General features: G+C 52.8%; 21 protein-coding genes and 1 pseudogene. 7 read left to right on the plus strand and 15 right to left on the minus strand.

The annotated features are described in order from the left end of the window. Window positions 1–414: 414 nt before the first annotated feature. The 3 genes from FD744_RS04190 to FD744_RS04200 form a co-directional block, all read right to left on the minus strand. Window positions 415–669, minus strand: coding sequence for a biofilm development regulator YmgB/AriR family protein (locus FD744_RS04190; protein ID WP_097117031.1), 255 nt, complete (start codon window positions 667–669; stop codon window positions 415–417). Window positions 670–917: 248 nt separating this feature from the next. After that, window positions 918–1226 (minus strand): hypothetical protein, encoded by a 309-nt coding sequence (locus FD744_RS04195; RefSeq protein ID WP_160867416.1) that lies wholly within the window; start codon window positions 1224–1226, stop codon window positions 918–920. Between the two features lie 582 nt (window positions 1227–1808). Further along, window positions 1809–2348, minus strand: coding sequence for a VOC family protein (locus tag FD744_RS04200; protein WP_160867417.1), 540 nt, complete (start codon window positions 2346–2348; stop codon window positions 1809–1811). A gap of 153 nt (window positions 2349–2501) precedes the next feature. On the opposite strand from FD744_RS04200, the gene FD744_RS04205 reads away from it, so the two are divergent. Next, window positions 2502–2840 (plus strand): DUF4440 domain-containing protein, encoded by a 339-nt coding sequence (locus tag FD744_RS04205; protein ID WP_306439520.1) that lies wholly within the window; start codon window positions 2502–2504, stop codon window positions 2838–2840. A 131-nt stretch (window positions 2841–2971) separates the two neighbouring features. Here the strand turns inward: FD744_RS04205 and FD744_RS04210 are convergent, their stop codons facing one another. Beyond that, complete coding sequence (locus FD744_RS04210; RefSeq protein ID WP_160833587.1) at window positions 2972–3382, minus strand: cupin domain-containing protein; 411 nt, start codon at window positions 3380–3382, stop codon at window positions 2972–2974. A 136-nt stretch (window positions 3383–3518) separates the two neighbouring features. On the opposite strand from FD744_RS04210, the pseudogene FD744_RS04215 reads away from it, so the two are divergent. Together FD744_RS04215 and ttcA are read left to right on the plus strand one after the other, a co-directional pair. After that, window positions 3519–3720: pseudogene (locus FD744_RS04215) on the plus strand (tyrosine-type recombinase/integrase); the annotation flags it as partial. A 48-nt stretch (window positions 3721–3768) separates the two neighbouring features. Further along, window positions 3769–4704: a tRNA 2-thiocytidine(32) synthetase TtcA gene (gene ttcA, locus FD744_RS04220; RefSeq protein WP_160867418.1), complete on the plus strand. Its 936-nt coding sequence runs from the start codon at window positions 3769–3771 to the stop codon at window positions 4702–4704. Between the two features lie 52 nt (window positions 4705–4756). Here the strand turns inward: ttcA and FD744_RS25305 are convergent, their stop codons facing one another. The 3 genes from FD744_RS25305 to FD744_RS04230 form a co-directional block, all read right to left on the minus strand. Further along, entirely contained in the window at window positions 4757–4903 is a 147-nt protein-coding gene (locus tag FD744_RS25305; protein ID WP_167347098.1) for a hypothetical protein, read from the minus strand. Between the two features lie 306 nt (window positions 4904–5209). After that, the gene (zntB, locus tag FD744_RS04225) at window positions 5210–6193 is read right to left on the minus strand and encodes a zinc transporter ZntB (protein ID WP_034821343.1); all 984 of its coding nucleotides are present in this window, start codon (window positions 6191–6193) and stop codon (window positions 5210–5212) included. A gap of 211 nt (window positions 6194–6404) precedes the next feature. Next, window positions 6405–8024, minus strand: coding sequence for an ABC transporter substrate-binding protein (locus FD744_RS04230; RefSeq protein ID WP_160867419.1), 1620 nt, complete (start codon window positions 8022–8024; stop codon window positions 6405–6407). Between the two features lie 211 nt (window positions 8025–8235). On the opposite strand from FD744_RS04230, the gene mpaA reads away from it, so the two are divergent. After that, window positions 8236–8949 (plus strand): murein tripeptide amidase MpaA, encoded by a 714-nt coding sequence (gene mpaA, locus FD744_RS04235; protein WP_160867420.1) that lies wholly within the window; start codon window positions 8236–8238, stop codon window positions 8947–8949. On the opposite strand, the gene ycjG is transcribed toward mpaA, so the two are convergent. Next, the gene (gene ycjG, locus FD744_RS04240; protein WP_097117023.1) at window positions 8918–9904 is read right to left on the minus strand and encodes an L-Ala-D/L-Glu epimerase; all 987 of its coding nucleotides are present in this window, start codon (window positions 9902–9904) and stop codon (window positions 8918–8920) included. The two genes, mpaA and ycjG, sit on opposite strands and share 32 nt — an antisense overlap. A gap of 153 nt (window positions 9905–10057) precedes the next feature. Here ycjG and tpx point away from each other — a divergent pair, with 153 nt between their 5' ends. Beyond that, window positions 10058–10561, plus strand: a complete 504-nt coding sequence (gene tpx / locus FD744_RS04245) for a thiol peroxidase (RefSeq protein WP_034821364.1) — start codon at window positions 10058–10060, stop codon at window positions 10559–10561. Window positions 10562–10637: 76 nt separating this feature from the next. Here the strand turns inward: tpx and tyrR are convergent, their stop codons facing one another. From tyrR to pspA, 7 genes are all read right to left on the minus strand, one after another. Beyond that, window positions 10638–12203 carry a transcriptional regulator TyrR gene (tyrR, locus tag FD744_RS04250; protein ID WP_034821366.1) on the minus strand — a complete coding sequence of 522 codons (1566 nt, stop codon included), beginning with the start codon at window positions 12201–12203 and terminating at the stop codon, window positions 10638–10640. 213 nt (window positions 12204–12416) lie between these two features. Beyond that, window positions 12417–13490 carry a YcjF family protein gene (locus FD744_RS04255; protein ID WP_160867421.1) on the minus strand — a complete coding sequence of 358 codons (1074 nt, stop codon included), beginning with the start codon at window positions 13488–13490 and terminating at the stop codon, window positions 12417–12419. Next, on the minus strand, window positions 13487–14884 hold the full coding sequence (locus FD744_RS04260) for a YcjX family protein (protein ID WP_160867422.1): 1398 nt from the start codon (window positions 14882–14884) through the stop codon (window positions 13487–13489). Before FD744_RS04260 ends, FD744_RS04255 begins: the two co-directional genes overlap by 4 nt. Further along, window positions 14865–15113, minus strand: coding sequence for a phage shock protein PspD (pspD, locus tag FD744_RS04265; protein WP_034821379.1), 249 nt, complete (start codon window positions 15111–15113; stop codon window positions 14865–14867). The genes FD744_RS04260 and pspD overlap by 20 nt, the downstream gene beginning before the upstream one ends. A 57-nt stretch (window positions 15114–15170) precedes the next feature. After that, entirely contained in the window at window positions 15171–15518 is a 348-nt protein-coding gene (gene pspC / locus FD744_RS04270) for an envelope stress response membrane protein PspC (RefSeq protein WP_034821381.1), read from the minus strand. Then, complete coding sequence (gene pspB, locus FD744_RS04275) at window positions 15515–15742, minus strand: envelope stress response membrane protein PspB (RefSeq protein WP_034821383.1); 228 nt, start codon at window positions 15740–15742, stop codon at window positions 15515–15517. Before pspB ends, pspC begins: the two co-directional genes overlap by 4 nt. Before the next feature lie 59 nt (window positions 15743–15801). Continuing rightward, entirely contained in the window at window positions 15802–16467 is a 666-nt protein-coding gene (gene pspA, locus FD744_RS04280; RefSeq protein ID WP_160867423.1) for a phage shock protein PspA, read from the minus strand. A gap of 163 nt (window positions 16468–16630) precedes the next feature. Between pspA and pspF the strand changes: the two genes are divergently transcribed. Together pspF and sapA are read left to right on the plus strand one after the other, a co-directional pair. Further along, window positions 16631–17629: a phage shock protein operon transcriptional activator gene (gene pspF / locus FD744_RS04285; RefSeq protein ID WP_160867424.1), complete on the plus strand. Its 999-nt coding sequence runs from the start codon at window positions 16631–16633 to the stop codon at window positions 17627–17629. Window positions 17630–18293: 664 nt separating this feature from the next. Then, window positions 18294–19916, plus strand: coding sequence for an ABC transporter substrate-binding protein SapA (sapA, locus tag FD744_RS04290; protein WP_160867425.1), 1623 nt, complete (start codon window positions 18294–18296; stop codon window positions 19914–19916).

Genomic DNA, 19916 nt, shown 5'->3' on the forward strand with positions numbered 1-19916 from the left:
CATTTTATTCATGATGTAGCTATACCGCTGCCAGGTCATGAAGACGAAGCACCTGGCGGCAATCACGATATTCCACCTGACCGGAAATCCCTTTACTGATTGAACTGCTATCAGACTGTTTTTTTCCGCGCATGTTTATCAGCACCGCTTATCGCGATACACTGTATATATCCCCAATAAGCGGAGCGCATCTGAAAAACGGAAATGAAATAGAGGACCTTATGCACCAGGCTGTGGCTGTCGCGCTGAAGCAATTGCTGCGTCCCAGCGGGACCGTACATGTGCATGAACTCATCGCTGCCCTCTGGCGCCTGAAGGAGTCCGCCCCGGACAAAATAATGCGCGACTCCTGTGAGCGGGCTATCAGGTTACTGGCAAAAAAACTCAACTGAAATTATGCGGCGCCAGCCGCTTTCAGACACCGGGATCGTCCGGCGTATATCCCACGATCAACTGGAGCAGAACGCGCAGGATTTCCTGCCTTTCGGCGTTATTTTCAACCATGAGCTGATTCATGATATGCCGCATAATGGTTTTGTTATTCACCGGTGCCCCTATATAAATAAGGTTGTGGATAATGTCGTCCAGCGTTTCTTTCTGTAATGCATAACGGTCACCTTTAACCATAAGGCATGCCTGTATGTGTGCAACCGTATTGGTTTCTCTCATGCTGTGATGATCCCTGAATGCTCGCGCGATTCGCGTTGGTTTAAATTGCGCATTGGCTGGATTAAAGGTTGAAGATTATAGTCCTGCAGTCATAAATACTGCCGCTATAGTGAAGTATATGACAGTAAATGTATTGCGGAGCGAGCAAGCGAAAATTCAGAAAAAGCAGCTATTTGGGTAATTAAAACCCTGGCACTGACACATACGAAAGCGACAGGCATTACCTTACCTGCCGCCACAGTATGTGGTTATCTTAAGTCATCGTCATCTGCCATCAAGCGTAAGGTACTTTCCTGTGATGCAGTGCCTGAATGGCCTACATCTGGTAAAAGCCACCTATCTTCACCAGTAGATTTAGCGCTAATACTACGGTGTCCTCGCAACCACTTGATGGCTTCCCTGATTGACAGCTCTCTTGAGTGACTACTGTCTGCCTTAAGCATCGCGGCCAATTCAGAGATAAGCGCATCGACGGTTATATCCTGTTCACTCACGGCTAGATTGACTGCTGCTTCACCAATAATTGCGTGACCGGTCATGTCTTCGCTGTACAACACGTTTGTACCTCGCTTATGAATTAGAGAACATTGTTTACTACGATAGTAGTATAGCATTAACCTCCCCGGCCATATTATTTAGCCGATAGGTTATGCCTATTCAAATATGCAACTCAATGTTGGAACTTTTCTCAACCTCTCTAAACAATAGAAATATTTGAATTACCTTGCGGCATGTAACAATCTCATCATTTATTTATAATAATGGTAGATAAGAGGTGCCTTAGAGTTTTCTATTGTTTAACTCTCACTTATGACGTTAAGGGATCGAAATTTCTCAACGCTTATGTAAACGACTTAATTAAATGTCTGGCATCATTAATGATTAGGTGACTAATCTAATAAAGTATTAAGTAGCATAAGTAAAAGCAAGTTAATAACGAGATGTAATAGCAATGTGAGTCAGTAAACTGCTGATCTGAGCATAACTCAGAAGAGACATCTGATGATGAAAGTAAGAGGGGCTAGCTACATAGCTGACACAGTGCGTAAGTCAGCTATGGTTAAGTGTTTGCCAGTTTTAAGACACGTGCTGCGTGAATGGGCGCAGGTTTAGCTAAGCACCCTTACCTGAGATGATGACTACGGCGCAGGTATCCATGTCTCTGCTTCGCTATCATCGGGATAATAGTAACCATTCGGTATTGATTGAAGTTCAATCAGGCTGCCCCACGGAGCCTGAAAGTATACGCTAGCATTATTTTCGGTATCTTCATGACGAGAGTTACCATGTATTTCTGAAAGAAACCTTCCTCCCGCTGCCCTGACCCTTTCCACCGCATAATTTATATCGTCCACATAAAGAGAGATGTGATTCCAGCCAATATCCTGCAGCCTTACAGGTTGCTCCTGTTCTTCACTTTTTATCTCAAAAAGCTCGAGATTTGGACCATTACCAATCCGTAGCAAGCGCTGCTTGATAATCATTGACCCGGAGCTTAAGCCTAATTGTTTCTCTGTATCTGCTCCCTGTCGTGGATGATCATGCTCTGCTAGGCCGTTATAGACAAATTTAGCGTCCAGCGCCTTCTGTAAAAATTCAGTTGCCTGTTGCAGGTCGGGAACGGTAAGCCCTACATGGTTTATGCCCCTGGTTGGCGCGCGCGTCGGTATATTTTCCATACATATCCTCCAGTTAGAATTATGATAACTTCTACAAAGAGTAGTACTTTTCTGCCCAATGAGCGGCGCGATAACTCATTGACACCCTTTCAATGCAAAAAAAACGTCCTGTCAGATCATTAAGGGTTAATTACAATGCTCCTTGAAAAGCTCATGTTGCTTGAATGCAGCCTTCACGGTGACAAACGCAACGACAGGGATTGGCTCGAGCATCTTCTTCATCCTGAATTCCGGGAGATTACACGTTCAGGCATGATGGTCGATCGCTCAGACACGATCATGTCGCTATTGAGCGAGAAAACTGCAAGTCCAATCATAAGCAGCAATTTCCGGCTAACCGAAATAAATGAAAGTTGCGCAATACTTCTTTACCGTACGTCTGATGCTGACGGGAGCCGACCTGCATTACGTTCCTCTTACTGGCTACTTTCGAAAGAAGGCCAGTGGTCTCTGATTTTCCACCAGGGTACGCCTGTACCGACGCGTGCTTAGCTAATTAGCCGCACTATTGTTTTCAGGTGTGATGCCCGGCAAATTCGAATATGAAATGAGTTCGACGGGTCGGTGCAACACAACCCTCACCAAAATGGACGGCAAAATTCTGAGTACTGTGGTCTTTTAAATCAGGCCTGGTATTCAGGTTTCTCTCCAGGAAGAGGTTCTGAAAGCTCCTGACCTTCAACTCCTGCGTAAAAAATTACCAGTTCAGCCCCCTGTTCAGACGTATACCCGCGGTGTGCGCTATTTACCGTTTCATTGATCGCCTCACCCGCATTAACGCGATATGTGGCGCCTGTATTCATGTCTTCAATTGTCAACTGTCCCGACAGGACGTATGCCGTGTTAGGCATGGCATGTGTGTGCCAGGGCAGCTCGCTATCAGGAGGTAAAGACATGCGCATTACCGAAATGAGTGGCTTGCCTTTGGAATACGCTTCATAAGGCTGCTTATTCCATGCTGTCCCACTCTGAAGAATAAGTTTATGTTCGATCTTATCCGAACCTTTATTTGGGGTCAGCTCTGCGTTTGCCATTGTCTATCCTTCTAATTGTGTATTTTCATGCTTTCAGACAAAAGTTTAGCAGAAGCAGAAAGATTGCTTTTTAAGCTCAACGCCAAAACAGCTTCAGAGCCGGACGTTGAAAATTCAAATTAATAATCAGATTGGAGCTGGAATTCGTCGCCGTAATCCGTACCATACGCGACATACTTTTGCCTGCTGGCTTTTTGTCGGCTGGCGCCAACCCGTCATTCATAGCGAATCAGATGGGGCATGAAAACGCGCAGATGGTATATGAAATCTACGCGACATGGATTGAAGAGATGAATGGCGAGCAGGTTGACATGCTCAACAGCAAACTGGCTATCTGATAACAGTTGCCCCCTGTATGCCCCTTTTGGTTTCTGAGACAGTAAATAATGCATGATAATCAAGAAGTAACAAGAAAAGAGCAGTACAACCTGAACAAGCTTCAGAAGCGTCTGCGTCGTAACGTGGGCGAAGCCATTGCTGATTTCAACATGATTGAAGAAGGCGATCGCATCATGGTCTGCCTGTCTGGCGGTAAAGACAGCTACACCATGCTGGAAATTTTGCGCAGTTTGCAGAAGAGCGCGCCGGTGAACTTCTCACTGGTGGCGGTCAACCTCGACCAAAAACAGCCAGGATTCCCGGCGCATATTCTGCCCGCGTATCTGGAAGAACAGGGTGTCGAGTATAAAATCGTTGACGAAGATACTTACTCGATCGTTAAAGAGAAGATTCCGGAAGGCAAGACCACCTGTTCGCTCTGTTCACGTCTGCGTCGCGGGATCCTTTACCGCACCGCCACTGAACTGGGATGTACTAAGATTGCGCTGGGCCATCATCGCGACGATATCCTGCAGACCCTGTTCCTGAACATGTTCTACGGCGGCAAAATGAAAGGTATGCCACCAAAGCTGATGAGTGACGATGGCAAACATATCGTCATTCGTCCGCTGGCCTATTGCCGCGAAAAAGACATCATCCGCTTCGCTGAAGCGCGCCAGTATCCGATTATTCCGTGCAATCTGTGCGGTTCACAGCCGAACCTGCAGCGTCAGGTCGTCGCGGATATGCTGCGTGACTGGGATAAACGCTATCCTGGCCGTATCGAAACCATGTTCAGTGCGATGCAGAACATTGTGCCTTCGCACATGGCGGACATTAATTTGTTCGACTTTAAAGGCATTCAGCACGGCGATGAAGTGGTCGACGGCGGCGATATTGGCTTTGATCGCGAAACCTTGCCGGTAAAACCTGCGGGCTGGCAGCCGGACGAAGAAGATGCGCCGGAAATGAGTGTGCGACTGGATGTGTTAGAAATTAAGTAATTCGCAGACGATTCTAATTAAGGCGCAGCGCTTCGGCTCTGCGCCTTTTTTATTACCGATGGGGAGGTGGATCGATGATCGGTGGAAACTCCGGATCGTAGGGAGGATCGGGTTCCGGAATTGGCTGCGGATGAGGAATCGGTTCTGGAATCGGTGGCGGATCGGTTGGAATGGGATCGCTGGCAATGAGTTCTTGCATGCCCTGCTCCTTATCGCTGAATGTCCTTTAAGCATAGGAAAGGAAACACAGCCAAGCCAAGCGGGCAAAAAAAAGCCGGCGGATTAGCCGGCGTTGTACGAATCAAATGTGCTATGCAGTAATTCTAAAAAAGGAAGTAAGACAATATGGAGCGCAACGCCCATCGCTTGACGTTGCATTCACCTGCGAGAGAGAGTTTGCCCCTGTTAGGCGATCCACTTATTGATATCGATCAGGTTTTTCCCGCTTTTTTGCTTACAGCACCTTATTTAACAGCGGGTTAACGCTTATAACCTGAGCCTTACATTACAACCAGTTGCGTCGTTTGAGCCATATCGCCACGCCCACCACCATCACCAGCAGTAGTACGCAGAACGCGGTAAAGCCCAGCGGCCAACTACCACCCGGAATACCGCCAAGGTTGACGCCAAACAATCCTGTCAGGAATGTCGCAGGCAGGAAAATCATCGCCATCAGCGACATGGTATAGGTGCGGCGGTTCATCGACTCTGCCAGCAAAGACGCGACTTCATCGGCGAGAATGCCGGTTCGCGCTACGCCTGCATTGAGGTCATCCAGTCCGCGTCCCAGACGATCGGCTACATCTTGCATACGACGACGGTCGTCATCATTCATCCACGGCAGTTTTTCACTCGCCAGGCGGGCATATACATCACGTTGCGGCGCCATATAACGACGCATCACGATCAATTGCTTACGCAGCAGCGCTAACTCGCCGCGCGCCGGGACTTGCTGATCCATCAAGGCATCTTCCAGCTCGATGATTTTGTCGTGCATCTCCTCGATAAATTCGCTGGCGTGATCGGTGAGCGCATCGCAGACATCCACCAGCCAGCTACCGCCATCCACCGGACCGTTGCCGTTTTGCAAATCGGCCAGCACTTCGTCAATGGCATACACTTTGCGGCGACGCGTGGAGACAATCACTTTGTCGTTGATAAACACGCGCATGGCGACGAGTTGATCCGGTCGTGAATCGGCGTTGTGATTGACGCTGCGCAGCACAATCATAAAACCGTCGCCTAAGCGCGTGACGCGAGGACGCATACTGTCGCCCGCTAACGCATCGCGCACGGAATCTGGGATCAATGGGGTATTTTGCAGCCACTCGGCACTTTGGCGTTGCGTATAGTTCAGATGCAACCAACAAGGGCGCTCGCAGTTGATGACATCTTTATCTTCAATCGGGATAACCCCGCCTTTGCCGTCGAGCTGGCAGGAGATAATGGCATCCGAAACTTTTAACGCTTTTCCTTCAATGACGTTCACTGACTCGCCTCACTATCAAAATCAATACGATACAGTCTAGCGTGGCGCAGAGGAGTTGCAATCATCAGGCTGTGAGCAAAGATGACAAGGAAGCAGTTAACACCAGTGAAACGTGAGCAGCAGCGGTGCGATGGCATGCGCCTCCCTAACCCATTGCACCGGTTAACAAGCACGCATGCAATCACATCACTCTGCTGATTAAAAGGTTACATCAATGCTTTTCGATCCACAGCTCACGGCTGTAAGCGACATCTTCCGGGTTAGTGATCGGATATCCTTTCACAAACGGCTTGATCAGACGCCCGTTGGTATATTGGTAGATCGGGGCGATCGGCGCCTGATCGGCAATGATCTGCTCCGCTTTGTTGTAGTCGGTGTTGCGCGCGGCCACGCTGGTTTCCATGCTGGCTTTAGTCAGCACCGCATCATAATCCGCGCTGTGGAAACGGGCGATATTGCCGGTGTGTGTTGAGGTCAGCAGACTCAGGAAAGTGGAAGGCTCATTGTAATCCCCGACCCATGACGCGCGAATCACGTCAAAATTACCGCTGTTGCGGCTGTCGATGTAGGTTTTCCACTCCTGGTTTTGCAGCGTAACGTCCACTCCAAGGTTCTTTTTCCACATCGATGCCACGGCGATGGCGATCTTCTGATGGCTTTCCGAGGTGTTATACAGCAGCGTCAAATGCAGCGGCTTGCCGGGACCGTAGCCCGCCGACGTCAGCAGCGCTTTTGCCTGGGCATTCAACTCCTGCTGGCTGTGCTGTTGCAGATAACTTTGCTGCGGTGTAAATCCTGCCGTGACGTCAGGTGTGAAGTGCCAGGCCGGTTTCTCCCCGGTACCCAACACTTTCTCGGCGATAATGCGGCGATCGATACTCCATGACAGCGCTTTACGCACGCGCACATCGGCGGTCGGGCCCTTTTCGGTGTTAAAGGCGTAATAGTAGGTGCCCAACTGATCCGGCGTATACACCTGTCCCGGCAGCTCTTTTTTCAGCAGCGCATACATATTTTTCGGGAAAGATTCGGTGATATCGATATCGCCCGCGCGGTAACGTTTGGTGGCACTGGACTCTTCATTGATGGGGATAAAGGTCACTTTGGTGAGTACGGAATGGCTGTTGTCCCAGTAGTGTTGATTGCGCACCAACACAATTTTTTCGTTCACCACGCGATCCTGCAATTGATAGGCGCCGTTGCCCACCAGTTTACCGGGCGACGTCCAGCTATCAGGATTTTGCTCAATCACCTTCTGCGATACCGGATACATCGCGGCATTGGCTACCATGCTCGGGAACCACGGCACAGGGCGTGACAAGGTCACCTTGAGATGATTGGCATCGGTGGCTGTGACACCCAACTTATCGGCACTCATTTGCCCTTTGGTGATGGCATCCGCGTTTTCGATACCACTCAGCGCGGCAAACCACGCAAAGGGAGAACTGTTTTTCGGCTCCACCAGGCGCTGCCAGCTATAAACGAAGTCCTGCGCTGTCACCGGTTCGCCATTTGACCAGCGCGCATCTTTGCGCAGCGTGAAAATCCAGGTTTTGTTGTCATTGCTGTGCCAGCTTTCAGCCACGCCCGGCACGATTTTGCCGTGTGCGTCCTGATTGGTCAGCCCTTCGAACAAATCGCGCATAACCTGAATTTCTGGCAGACCCACGGCTTTCATGGGATCCAGCGAAGCGGGTTCGTCTTTAATATGGCGAACAATTTCCTGTGTTGGCGCTAACTGTGCGCCCGTTGGCACATTAGCAGCAAACACCGGTGAGAAAACACCAGCAATCATTACGGCGGCCAGCGTCTTGCGGAAAGTTAATTTCATCACCACTCCTTTACCCAAAAAAATGGCGACTGCGAAGAGGTCTGCGTCGCCAGCGTCTTTGGTGACTCTATCGCAAATTGCTGATTGATATATAGCTATTTCCCTGTCTGCTGTTTACCGTTATGTTGAGGCTGAATTGTCGGTCACATTTTTAAATCCTGAAGCGCCTTGCTATCCAGGCGCTCATTGCTCGATTTCAGAGAGGAATGTCATGTCGTCACATCATCCCCGCCCGCTGCGCGGCAAACTCGACGCGGTCTGGCAACAATATGGACAATCGGTGCTCGGCGCACCGCTGCTGTGGTTCCCGGCCCCTGCGGCCGATGCCGACAGTGGGTTGATCATTGCCGGCACGCACGGTGATGAAAATGCCGCCGTCGCGACCTTATCCGGTGCGATGCGCACGCTGCCGGAGCCACTGCGCCGCCATCATGTGGTGCTGGCGGTGAATCCGGATGGATGCCAATTGGGCCTGCGTGCCAATGCCAACGGTGTCGATCTCAATCGCAATTTCCCGGCCGCCAACTGGCAAAATGGCGACACGGTGTATCGCTGGAACAGTGCAGCTGATGAGCGTGATGTGGTGCTGTCAACGGGCAGCGACCCCGCTTCCGAGCCGGAAACGCGCGCACTCTGTCAGTTGATCCATCAAATCAAGCCGCGCTGGGTGGTGTCCTGGCATGAGCCTCTGGCCTGCATTGACGATCCCCACCACAGTCAGCTTGCGCAGTGGCTGGCAGAACAAACGCAATTACCGGTGGTGAGCAGCGTCGGCTATGCCACGCCGGGATCATTTGGCAGCTGGTGCGACGATCTCGGCTTGTTGTGCATAACCGCCGAGATGCCGCCCATTTCAGTGGATGAAGCGACTGAAGTGTACCTTGATGCGATGATTAACCTGCTGCGCTGGCAGCCGCAGGCTTAAGCACGCCGTGTGAAAAATGCAGCGACGGCTCAACATCGGCAGCCAGCCAGGTTGGGCCGTCAAGATCGGCGAATTTTGCAATCGGTGTCAGCGGTAACGCCGCGCGGATTGCCCTTGAAGTACACAGCATACAGCCGAGCATCACTGCAAACCCTTGCTGACGCGCCTCTTTTGCCAGCGCCAGGGCTTCCGTCAATCCGCCGGTTTTATCCAGCTTGATGTTCACCATCTCATAGCGCCCTTTCAACTGCGCCAGATTCTCCCGGGTGTGACAACTCTCATCCGCACAGATAGGAAGTGGGTGGACAAAGTTCGCCAATGCGGCATCTTCGGCTGCCGGAAGCGGTTGTTCGAGCATCGCAATGTTTAAATCTGCCAGTAGCTGACAGCGTGCCGCCAGTCCCTCTGCCTGCCAGGACTCATTGGCATCCACAATTAACGTCGCTTCCGGTACGGCACTGCGAATCGCCACCAGACGTTCACTGATCAAATGATGATCGAGTTTTATCTTCAGTAAACGCGCACCATGTTGCCACAACGCTAATGCACTGCTGGCCATCGCTTCTGGTGTATCAATACTCACCGTATGCGCCGTAATGATTTCCTCTGCCAACTCAACACCGCACAGCGCCTGCAAACTTTTATTCTGTTGCTGGCGTTCCAGATCCCATAAGGCACAATCGAGCGCATTCCGCGCGGCACCGGCCGCTAATGCCTGTTGCAACTCCGCTCGCGTCATACCATTTTGTATCGCAGGCAACTGCGCGGCAATTTGTTGCAGCACCGAGTCTTCACTTTCGCCATAGCGTGCGTAAGGAGTCGCTTCACCTACTCCTTTCAGGCCGTCCTGTTCAATCTCGACCACCACAACATGCGCTTCCGTCCTGCTGCCGCGTGAAATAACAAACGGCGAATGCAACGGCCAGGCCTCTGGATAACTCTTCACTGTTCTCATTAATTCTCCTTAAATCCGTGGCTTAATTGCGATGTGCTTCTGCTATCGCGACGAAATGCGCTCGTAAACCCTTCAAAATTATGTCATAAACAAACGCTATATCTGCTCTGGCAGGCTTAATGCCAGACTTTTTCATCGCTAAAAGGAAATCGTATGTCTCAGAATGTTCACTTTCAGGGCAATCCGGTCCCGGTTGCAGGTCACTTCCCGCAGGCTGGCGAACAGGCAAAAGCTTTCTCTCTGGTCGCAAAGGACCTGAGTGACGTCTCCCTTTCTCAGTATGCAGGTAAACGCAAAGTTCTGAACATTTTCCCAAGTATTGATACCGGCGTGTGCGCGGCATCAGTGCGCAAGTTCAACGAGCGTTCTGGCGAATCCAGCAACACTGTAGTGCTGTGCATCTCTGCCGATCTGCCGTTTGCCCAGTCTCGTTTCTGCGGTGCAGAAAACGTGAGCAACGTGGTGACCCTGTCTGCGCTGCGCGGTGCTGAGTTCAAAGAAGATTACGGTGTGGCGATTGCTGATGGCCCACTGAAAGGCCTGACTGCCCGTGCAGTAGTGGTACTGGATGAAAACGACAAAGTGATTTACAGCGAATTGGTGAACGAAATCACCGAAGAGCCCAACTATGATGCGGCACTGGCTGCACTGAAGTAAGTATTAAGATGATGTGATAAGGGCGCACTTCATAAAGTGCGCCCTTTTTTATGGCAGTGAGATAAGCGCTGTAAAATTACTCGCTCTCGCCGCGCTTCTGCCCCAACCCGTATTCTCGCAGTTTATTGGCAATCGCGGTATGCGACACTCCCAGGCGTTTTGCCAGTTTGCGCGTGCTTGGGTAAGACAAGTAGAGCCGCGTCAGCACCGAACGTTCGAAACGGCTGGTGATCTCATCCAGCGAACCTTCCATCGCTTCTTCGCCCAGCGTCACATCTAACGCCTGCTCAGGCAGAATGATGTCCTGAGGACGTAACTCGTAGCCTTCCAGCTGCGTCAGTGCGCGATACAGCGCATTTTTCAACTGCCGCACATTACCCGGCCAGTTATAGCGTGTCAGGAACGGTGCCAACTGCGGTGACAAACGCGGACGCGGCAGTCCCTGCTCATCGGCAAATCGCGCCACAAACATCTCTGTTAGCGGCAGGATGTCCAGCGGGCGCTCACGTAAAGGCGGCAAATTGAGCGTCAGTACATTAAGGCGGTAAAACAGGTCTTCACGGAACTCACCCCGTTGCACCAGCTCGATCAGGTTCTTCTGCGTGGCACAAATGACGCGCACATCCACATGCACTTCATGTTCTTCACCCACGCGACGGAAAGTGCCATCGTTGAGGAAGCGCAGCAGTTTTGTCTGCATGCGCGGTGACATCTCACCAATCTCATCCAGCAGCACCGAGCCGCCATTGGCCTGTTCAAAGAAACCTTTCTTGCCTTCCAGCGCGTTCGGATAAGCGCCCGCCGCGTGACCAAACAGCTCACTCTCGGCCACATCATCCGGCAGAGACGCACAGTTAAGCGCCAGAAAAGGTTTTTTACCGCGTGCGCTGCGCAGATGGCAGGCGCGTGCCAGCATATCTTTGCCGGTGCCGGTATCGCCGACAATCAGCAGTGGCGCGTCGTGCATCGCCAGTTTACGAGCCTGATCGATCACCTGACGCATTTTTGGCGTCACCGCCACGATGTGGTCAAATTCCGACTCATCCGTCACGGTGAGATTTTGCAGCTGTCGTCCCATACGGGCGGTGGATTTCAGCGTGATCATTGCGCCGACGGGCTGATCGCTCTGCCCCTCTTCTTCCGCCAGATAAATCGGTCGGGCTTCCATCAGGAAATCACGGCCCTGAATAACAACGTGATGTGCCTGGGCTTCCACACGCTCATTCTCGATCCAGCGCTGGAAATTGAAACCGGTGATCAGAGTCGCGGCGTTCTGATTACGCAGCTTCTGTTCATCGAGATTAAACAGGTTTTGCGCTGCCGGGTTGGCGAGTTCCACCTTGCATTTAAGGTCGATAGAGAACACCGGCTCCGGCATAGCAATGAGTAATGCACTCAACGCGCGATGTTCACGCTCAGAGGGCATGTAGCTAACGGTGCGCACATCTGTTACGCCAGGTGTACGACGGATTTCCGCCATCAGCGTACTGAAGGGTTCGAATTCAAGGGCAGAAAAGTTGAGATAGATGCGACCGAGCGGCGCAATTTCAATACCGCGCAAGTCGATGTTGCGCGCAACCAGCAGGTCGAGTAGCTCGCGCGCCAGACCGATGCGGTCCTGGCAGAAAACTTCCAAACGCATTGCGATGAGCCTTAGTCAGGTTTTGATTTTAGTGATAATACGCTAACTTGCAGCGCCTCAGAAGGGGGCTGTCATGAAAAGTTGACAGTTTGAGGCAGGTGACGCGAAGAAGTGTAGCGGAACGACGCACAATAATCCCGCCAAATATCACATTTAACAAAGATAGTTTCACCTTTCACCCAGTTAGCAGCGTGAAAGGTGAACAAAGAGATGTTATTTAGCAGCCTGCCCTGGTTTATCCCCACTCTTAGACAGGGATTCTTTCAGCTGAACCAGTAATTCCCGACGGAAATCTCCGAGACGCGGTTTATCATCTTCCAGCCAGGGCAGCGGACGGCATAATTCCATAGCTTTGATGCCTAATCTCGCGGTTAGCAAACCAGCACCGATACCCTGAGCAGCGCGTGCCGAGAGACGGGCCGCGATGTCCTGCGACATCCAATCCATCCCCACTTCACGCACCAGCTCGGAAGCACCGGCAAAGGCCATATTCAGCAACACTAAACGAAAAAGGCGGATACGGCTGAAATACCCCAACTCGATACCATAAATAGCCGCAATGCGATTGACCAGCCGCAGGTTGCGCCAGGCAATAAACGCCATGTCCACCAGCGCCAGTGGACTCACCGCAATCATCAGTGTCGATTCCGCAGCGTGGCGGCTGATCTCGCGATGCGCCTGACGATCCAGCACCGGTTGCACCAGTTGCGCGTAAAGCATCACAATTTCACGATCGTTATGGGTTTCATGCAGCGCCGCGTGCCAGCGCTGCAAAGCCGGATGCGCCTGATCGAGCTGCGCCTGCTGGGCCAGCTTTTCGCAAAAAGCACGGCCTTTACCGATACCGTGGCTGTGCAGTAATTCCCGCCCGATATCCCGCTCTTCGGCTCGCTGGCGCAGTCGATAAAGACGACGCCATTCGCCAATTAATGCCCCGGCTCCGGCAATCACAATCAGGCTTCCAGCCACGCCGGTGCCGAGTGAAAACCAATCACGCGTGATCCATGCATCGTGCATCCACTGAGCGCCCTGTGCGACCACGCTGATGCCAAAAATCCCCAGGCCGGCCCCTACCAGCTTGCGCCAGAGACTGCGTTTGGGGCGTAGCGCGGCCTCAACCACTTTTTCACCTTCGCCCTCTGCCAGCGGCTCTGACTCTTGAGTGGTAAGAAACGCGCTCTCGCTTTCCTCACTAAAAGTTTGCGCCGCACGTAGTGGTTGCTGCGCCTCCGCTTCAAGCGGTCGTGCAAAATCAATGCGCGGTTTTAATGGGGTTTCGTCGCTCATCGCAATTTATCTCCAAGTAAAAATTCCAGCGCGGCATCCATGCGAATGTGCGGCAGCGGCCGATCAACATCCAACTGCTGCGGCCGGAACTGTTCAAACTGAAATCCCTGCTGCTGCCAGAACTGATGCCCGGGCAAACGTGGAGGCACTTCGCCGGGATAAAAGGTCAGCGCTTCGCCATCATTAAGACGATGGCCGCGCAGTGCTGGCATTTTCTCACCACGATGATCCACCAGCCCACTTTCGGTGGCCTGCACCGACGCCAGTCCAAGGCAATCCATGCTGATCCCTTCAAATGCCGCGTTTTGCCAGGCATCCTGAACCAACTGTTGTAACAGCGACACCATATTGGCGTGCTGATCGGCCGTGATATGGTCGGCTTTGGTGGCGGCAAACAAGAGTTTGTCGATGACCGGGGAAAACAGACGGCGGAACAACGTGCGCTGCCCGTAATGGAAGCTTTGCATCAACTGCGTCAGTGCCAGCCGCATATCATTGAACGCCTGCGGCCCGCTGTTTAACGGTTGCAGACAATCCACCAGCACGATCTGGCGGTCAAATCGCAGAAAATAATTTTTGTAGAAACCCTTCACCACATGCTGGCAGTAATAGTTAAAGCGTTGTTGCAGCACGGCAAAGTTACTGCCGGCGGGAGCCTGCAACAGCTTGCTGGCGTGAATCTCATCCACCTGTGGCCACGGGAAGAACTGCAGCGCCGGGGCACCTGCCATATCGCCCGGCAGCACGAAGCGGCCAGGCTGGATAAAGTGCAATCCCTCGGTTTTGCACTGATGCAGATAATCCGTCCAGGCCGCGGCAATCTCCGCCAGACGATTTTCGTCCGCTGCAGCAAAAGGATCGAGATCCTGAGATAGGCTATGCCAGCGCGCCGCCCATTGCTGGCGATCGCCCTGCAGCAAGCCCATCATCTGTCGTGACCAGCTGAGGTAATCCTGCGCCAGCATCGGCAGATCGAGCAGCCATTCACCAGGGTAATCGACGATTTCCAGATAGAGCGTGGCGGTATCTTTGAAGTGGCGCAGCAGTGATTGCTCTGGCCGATAGCGCAGCGCCAGACGCATTTCACTGACGCCGCGTGTCGGCGTTGGCCAGATGGGAGGCGTGCCATAGAGTTGCGCCAGCCCTTCGTCATAGGTAAAACGTGGCGTGCCCAGCTCACGCTGCGGCACACGTTTGACACCCAGCAGGCGCTCTTCACGCACCACGGAAAACAGCGGCAAACGGGCGCCGCTGTGTACATTGAGAAGTTGGTTCACCAGCGAGGTGATAAACGCGGTTTTGCCGCTGCGGCTCAGCCCCGTTACGGCAAGACGTAAGTGGCGGTCAACACCGCGATTCATCAACGCCGCCAGTTCATTTTGCAGTCTTTTCATCCATCTCCCTGACGAAACGTGCTGACAGGCGTTTGAATGCCTTACTCAGCAACGGTTCCAGGGCGGCCGCCAGAAGCAGGCGCAACGGGCGACGCGCCACCGATTTCACTGCCCAGCCAGCTAACCCGCCGGGCCCATAGGTTACTGCACTGATGATGATGAATTTCCCCGCCGACTTCAACGCAGGTGTTGCGCGGCGGCGCAGAGCAGTCATACGCGAATTGTACATCTCCACTCCTTAAGAATATGCGGTGAAGCGGACCCGCAGTGGGCCCGGCGGAAAAAATCAGATTTGACGGAAGCGGCTGCGCACGCTGAAGGTCTCGGAGGTGACGTAGCGTTCGATATCTCGCACGTTACGCTCATCACTTTTCAACGATGTTTCTAGCTCATCCAGTAAATCACGTGCAGTTGGCGTATGCTGGTCGGGTGCATCTGCGGGCTTTTCATCCAGCACAAAGCCCAGGATGAAGTACGCCACCACGGTAAACATGAACAACCCGAAAAACAGCGACAGCACCACAATCACACGTAACAGGCGCACCGGAATATCCAGGTACTCCGCCAGACCGGCACAGACGCCGCGCACTTTGCCTTGCTGCGGGATGCGCCACAATTTGCGGCCATTCATCATGGTTGCCTCCAGTTTGGATGCTCCGCATCCAGAATGGCTTCGAGTGCTTCCACACGTTCACGCATGCGGCGCGCGTCTTGCGTCAGCTGTTGCAGACGCTGCATATCGCCTGATGACAGTTCCGCGCCACCGTTGCGTTTGTTGCTGTAGTGCAGCCATAACCAGATCGGCGCTACAAAGAGCACGAAGATCGTCAGGGGTATGGCGAGAAAAAGTGCGCTCATTGACTCTCCTTAATCATTAACACTCTGGTCGAGGGGCTCAGCGTCGAGCCCCACGTCCCTTACTCGCTGCGGTTCATTTTGGCTTTCAGCGCGGCCAGTTGCTGGCTGATTTCGTCGTCAGCTTTCAGCTCGGCAAACTCCTGGTCGAGACCTTTTGGCTTACCAAAACGCTGACTCTCCGCTTCCGCTTCCATGTGGTCGATACGACGCTCGAAGGATTCGAAACGCGCCATGGCTTCATCCAGCTTGCCGCTGTCCAGCTGACGGCGCACATCGCGGGAAGACGATGCCGCCTGATGGCGCAGCGTCAGGGCCTGCTGGCGGGCACGGGTTTCGCTGAGTTTTTTCTCCAGCTCACCGATCTCGCTTTTCATGCGATCCAGTGTTTCTTCAACCTGAATGGCTTCTTGTTTGAGTGCTGCAATCAGATCGGTTAGTTTCTGTTTTTCAATCAGCGCAGCACGCGCTAAGTCTTCTTTTTCTTTGCTGATGGCCAGCTCAGCTTTTTCCTGCCATTCAGCCTGCTGAATTTCGGCCTGCTCGATACGGCGCAGCAGCTGTTTCTTTTCTGCCAGCGCGCGCGCTGAGGTGGAGCGAACTTCCACAAGCGTGTCTTCCATTTCCTGAATCATCAGGCGTACCAGTTTCTGCGGATCTTCGGCGCGTTCCAGCAGGGAATTGATGTTAGCGTTCACGATGTCGGCGAAACGAGAAAAAATACCCATAATGATGTTCCTCTATTTGTCATGTGGTTGTGCGGTGCACGGTTTCTTAATGCAAATGCCGTGCCAACTTTTAATTCATTGATTTTGCACAATTTGCATATTTTACATTCGCGCGGGCATCCATTAATGTAGTGAAATTGATTAACCAGTGGCGAAATTCATCATGGCAAATGGTAACGATAACCTGTTGGGCGAATCGAATAACTTTCTGGAGGTGCTGGAGCAGGTTTCCCGTCTCGCGCCGCTGGAAAAACCGGTGCTGGTCATTGGCGAACGCGGAACCGGTAAAGAGTTGATTGCCAGCCGCCTGCACTATCTCTCCGATCGCTGGCAAGGGCCTTTTGTGTCGCTGAACTGCGCGGCACTGAATGAAAACCTGCTCGATTCCGAACTGTTCGGCCACGAAGCCGGGGCGTTTACCGGCGCGCAAAAACGTCATCTTGGCCGCTTTGAGCGTGCTGACGCCGGCACCTTGTTCCTCGATGAGCTGGCGACCGCGCCGATACTGGTGCAGGAAAAGCTGCTACGTGTCATCGAATACGGCCAGTTAGAGCGTGTTGGCGGCAATCAGTCCTTGCAGGTCAATGTGCGTCTGGTGTGTGCCACCAATGAAGATCTACCCGCACTGGCTGCGGCAGGAAAATTCCGCGCCGACCTGCTCGATCGCCTCGCTTTTGATGTGGTGCAACTGCCGCCGTTGCGCGAACGCCGCAGCGATATCCTGGTGATGGCCGAACACTTTGCTATCCAGATGTGCCGCGAACTCGGCCTGCCATTATTCCCCGGTTTCAGCGAACGTGCTCAGCTCACGCTGCTCACCCACAGCTGGCCGGGCAACGTGCGCGAATTGAAGAATGTGGTGGAACGCTCGGTGTATCGCCATCACAGCGCAGAAGAAGAGCTGGATAACATCATCATCAACCCGTTCGCCCCGCGCAACGCCGCGCCTGAAACCCACTCTGAACCCAACACCAGCGGCTTACCCGCCCTGCCACTTGATCTGCGCCAGTGGCAAAATCAGCATGAGCGCGACCTGGTCGAAGCCAGCTTGCAACAGGCAAAATACAAGCAACGCCGCGCCGCCGAGCTACTGCGGGTCACCTACCATCAGTTACGCGCCATGATGAAAAAGCACGGCATTCAGGCGCGGGACGAAGATTGAACACCAAAGCGCGTGCTGCAAACGCTGCGGCGCCGAATTACTGCGGATGACGTACGAACAATTACGATAAATTATGAACAAGCACGGTATCCGGCACGTGATATGGATTAGCCTTAGCCACATAAGATGAAAATGTGCACCCTGGTGATTATTAGGGCGTACATCGTGGCTTTGCTGCTAGCGGAGAAGTCCCCACATCATCGTTTAACTGGTCGAAAAGTTTTCCAACGACAGCTCAGGTGTGGGTCGGTTTTCCCTATAGCTTTTGTGCTGATGCAAGGCGGCAAGTGCACTAATCCCCGGGAGCATACATCAGTATGTGACTGGGGTTAGTGCGCGCAGCCAACGCAGCAGCAGTGCAAAAGATGACGGGAAAAACGACACACAAAAAAAAGCCCGCACTAGGCGGGCAACTTAATACTGGAAGCAATGTGAGCAATGTCGTGCTCTTCTTCGGTAGAGCCACCGTCGAAGCGCAGAAGAATAATAATCATTCTTATTATCATCTGTAAAGCCCTAATTGAGAATTTTTCTCATTTCCACACTAACATTGTGATTACCCCTTCGCCAGATTGGCGAAAAACAGCGCAGAACCATCATGAATTTGGGGAGTGCGTGACGTTTGCGATACACTCACGCTATTGCCTCAGAATCGTTGAGTTCTATGCCAAAATTATTCTCCTCGCTGCTGCTCGGTCTCAGCGTATTGAGTGCGTCTGCGCTGGCCGCACCAACCAATAACATCCGTAATAGCGGTTTTGTTTATTGCGTCAATGGCACGGTCAATACCTTTAATCCACAAATGGTCAGCAGCGGCCTGGTTGTGGATACGCTGGCGGCACAGCTCTATGACCGCCTGCTGGATGTGGACCCTTACACTTATCGCCTGATTCCTGACCTGGCACAGAGCTGGGAAGTGCGTGACAACGGTGCCACTTATCGTTTTCATCTGCGCAAAGATGTCTCTTTCCAGCACACCAACTGGTTTAAACCCACGCGAAAAATGAATGCCGATGACGTGGTGTTCAGCTTTGCGCGCATGTTCAATCGCCAGCATCCGTGGCATAACGTCAACGGTGGCAGCTATCCCTATTTCGATAGTTTGCAGTTCTCTGACTCGGTACAAAGCGTTAAAAAACTGGACAACGACACGGTAGAAATCCGTCTCAACAGTCCGGACGCCTCTTTCCTCTGGCACATCGCTACGCATTACGCGCCAATCCTGTCACAGGAATACGCCGACAAGCTGACGGCGAAAGGCCAGCAGGAGCGTCTGGATCGCGAACCGGTGGGTACCGGACCGTTCCAGTTGAGCGAGTACCGCACCGGGCAATATCTGCGCCTTGCGCGCAATCCGCAGTACTGGAAAGGTGTGCCGCGTCTGCAACAGGTGGTGATCGATCTTGGCGTGGGCGGAACGGGACGTCTTTCGAAATTGCTCACCGGCGAATGCGATGTACTGGCCTATCCGGCAGCCAGTCAGCTATCCATCCTGCGTGATGACCCGCGTTTACGTATGACGCTGCGCCCCGGCATGAACATCGCCTATTTAGCTTTCAACACGCGTAAACCGCCACTGGACCGCCCGGAAGTGCGTCACGCGCTGGCGCTGGCGATCAATAACGAACGCCTGATGGAATCGATCTATTACGGCACTGCTGAAACCGCCGCCTCCATTTTACCGCGTGCTTCCTGGGCGTATGATAATGATGCGCGGGTCACCGAATACAATCCGGCGAAAGCTCGTGAAGCGCTGAAAGCGCTTGGGCTGGAAGATCTGCACTTGCGACTGGTGGTGCCCACCACCTCACAATCCTGGAACCCCAGCCCACTGAAAACCGCTGAGCTGCTGCAAGCCGATTTGGCTCAGGTTGGCGTGCGCGTCACCATCGCGCCGGTGGAAGGCCGTTTCCAGGAAGCGCAGTTGATGGCGATGAATCATGATCTGACGCTGACCGGCTGGGCAACAGACAGTAACGACCCGGACAGCTTCTTTCGGCCGCTGTTGAGCTGTGCAGCCATCCGTTCGCAGACCAACTTTGCGCACTGGTGTTCACCGGCCTTTGATGAATCATTGCAACGGGCGCTGTTGTCGCAACAACTTTCGGCGCGCATCGACAGCTACGATCAGGCACAGCAAATTCTGGCGCAGGAATTACCGGTATTGCCGCTGGCGTCATCGTTGCGTTTACAGGCATATCGCCATGATATTAAAGGTCTGGTGCTAAGTCCGTTTGGTAATGCCTCGTTTGCCGGGGTTTACCGCGATGAGAGCAGCGAGGAGTAA

Source organism: Pantoea sp. Taur, from assembly GCF_009830025.1.
GTDB lineage: Bacteria > Pseudomonadota > Gammaproteobacteria > Enterobacterales > Enterobacteriaceae > Pantoea > Pantoea communis.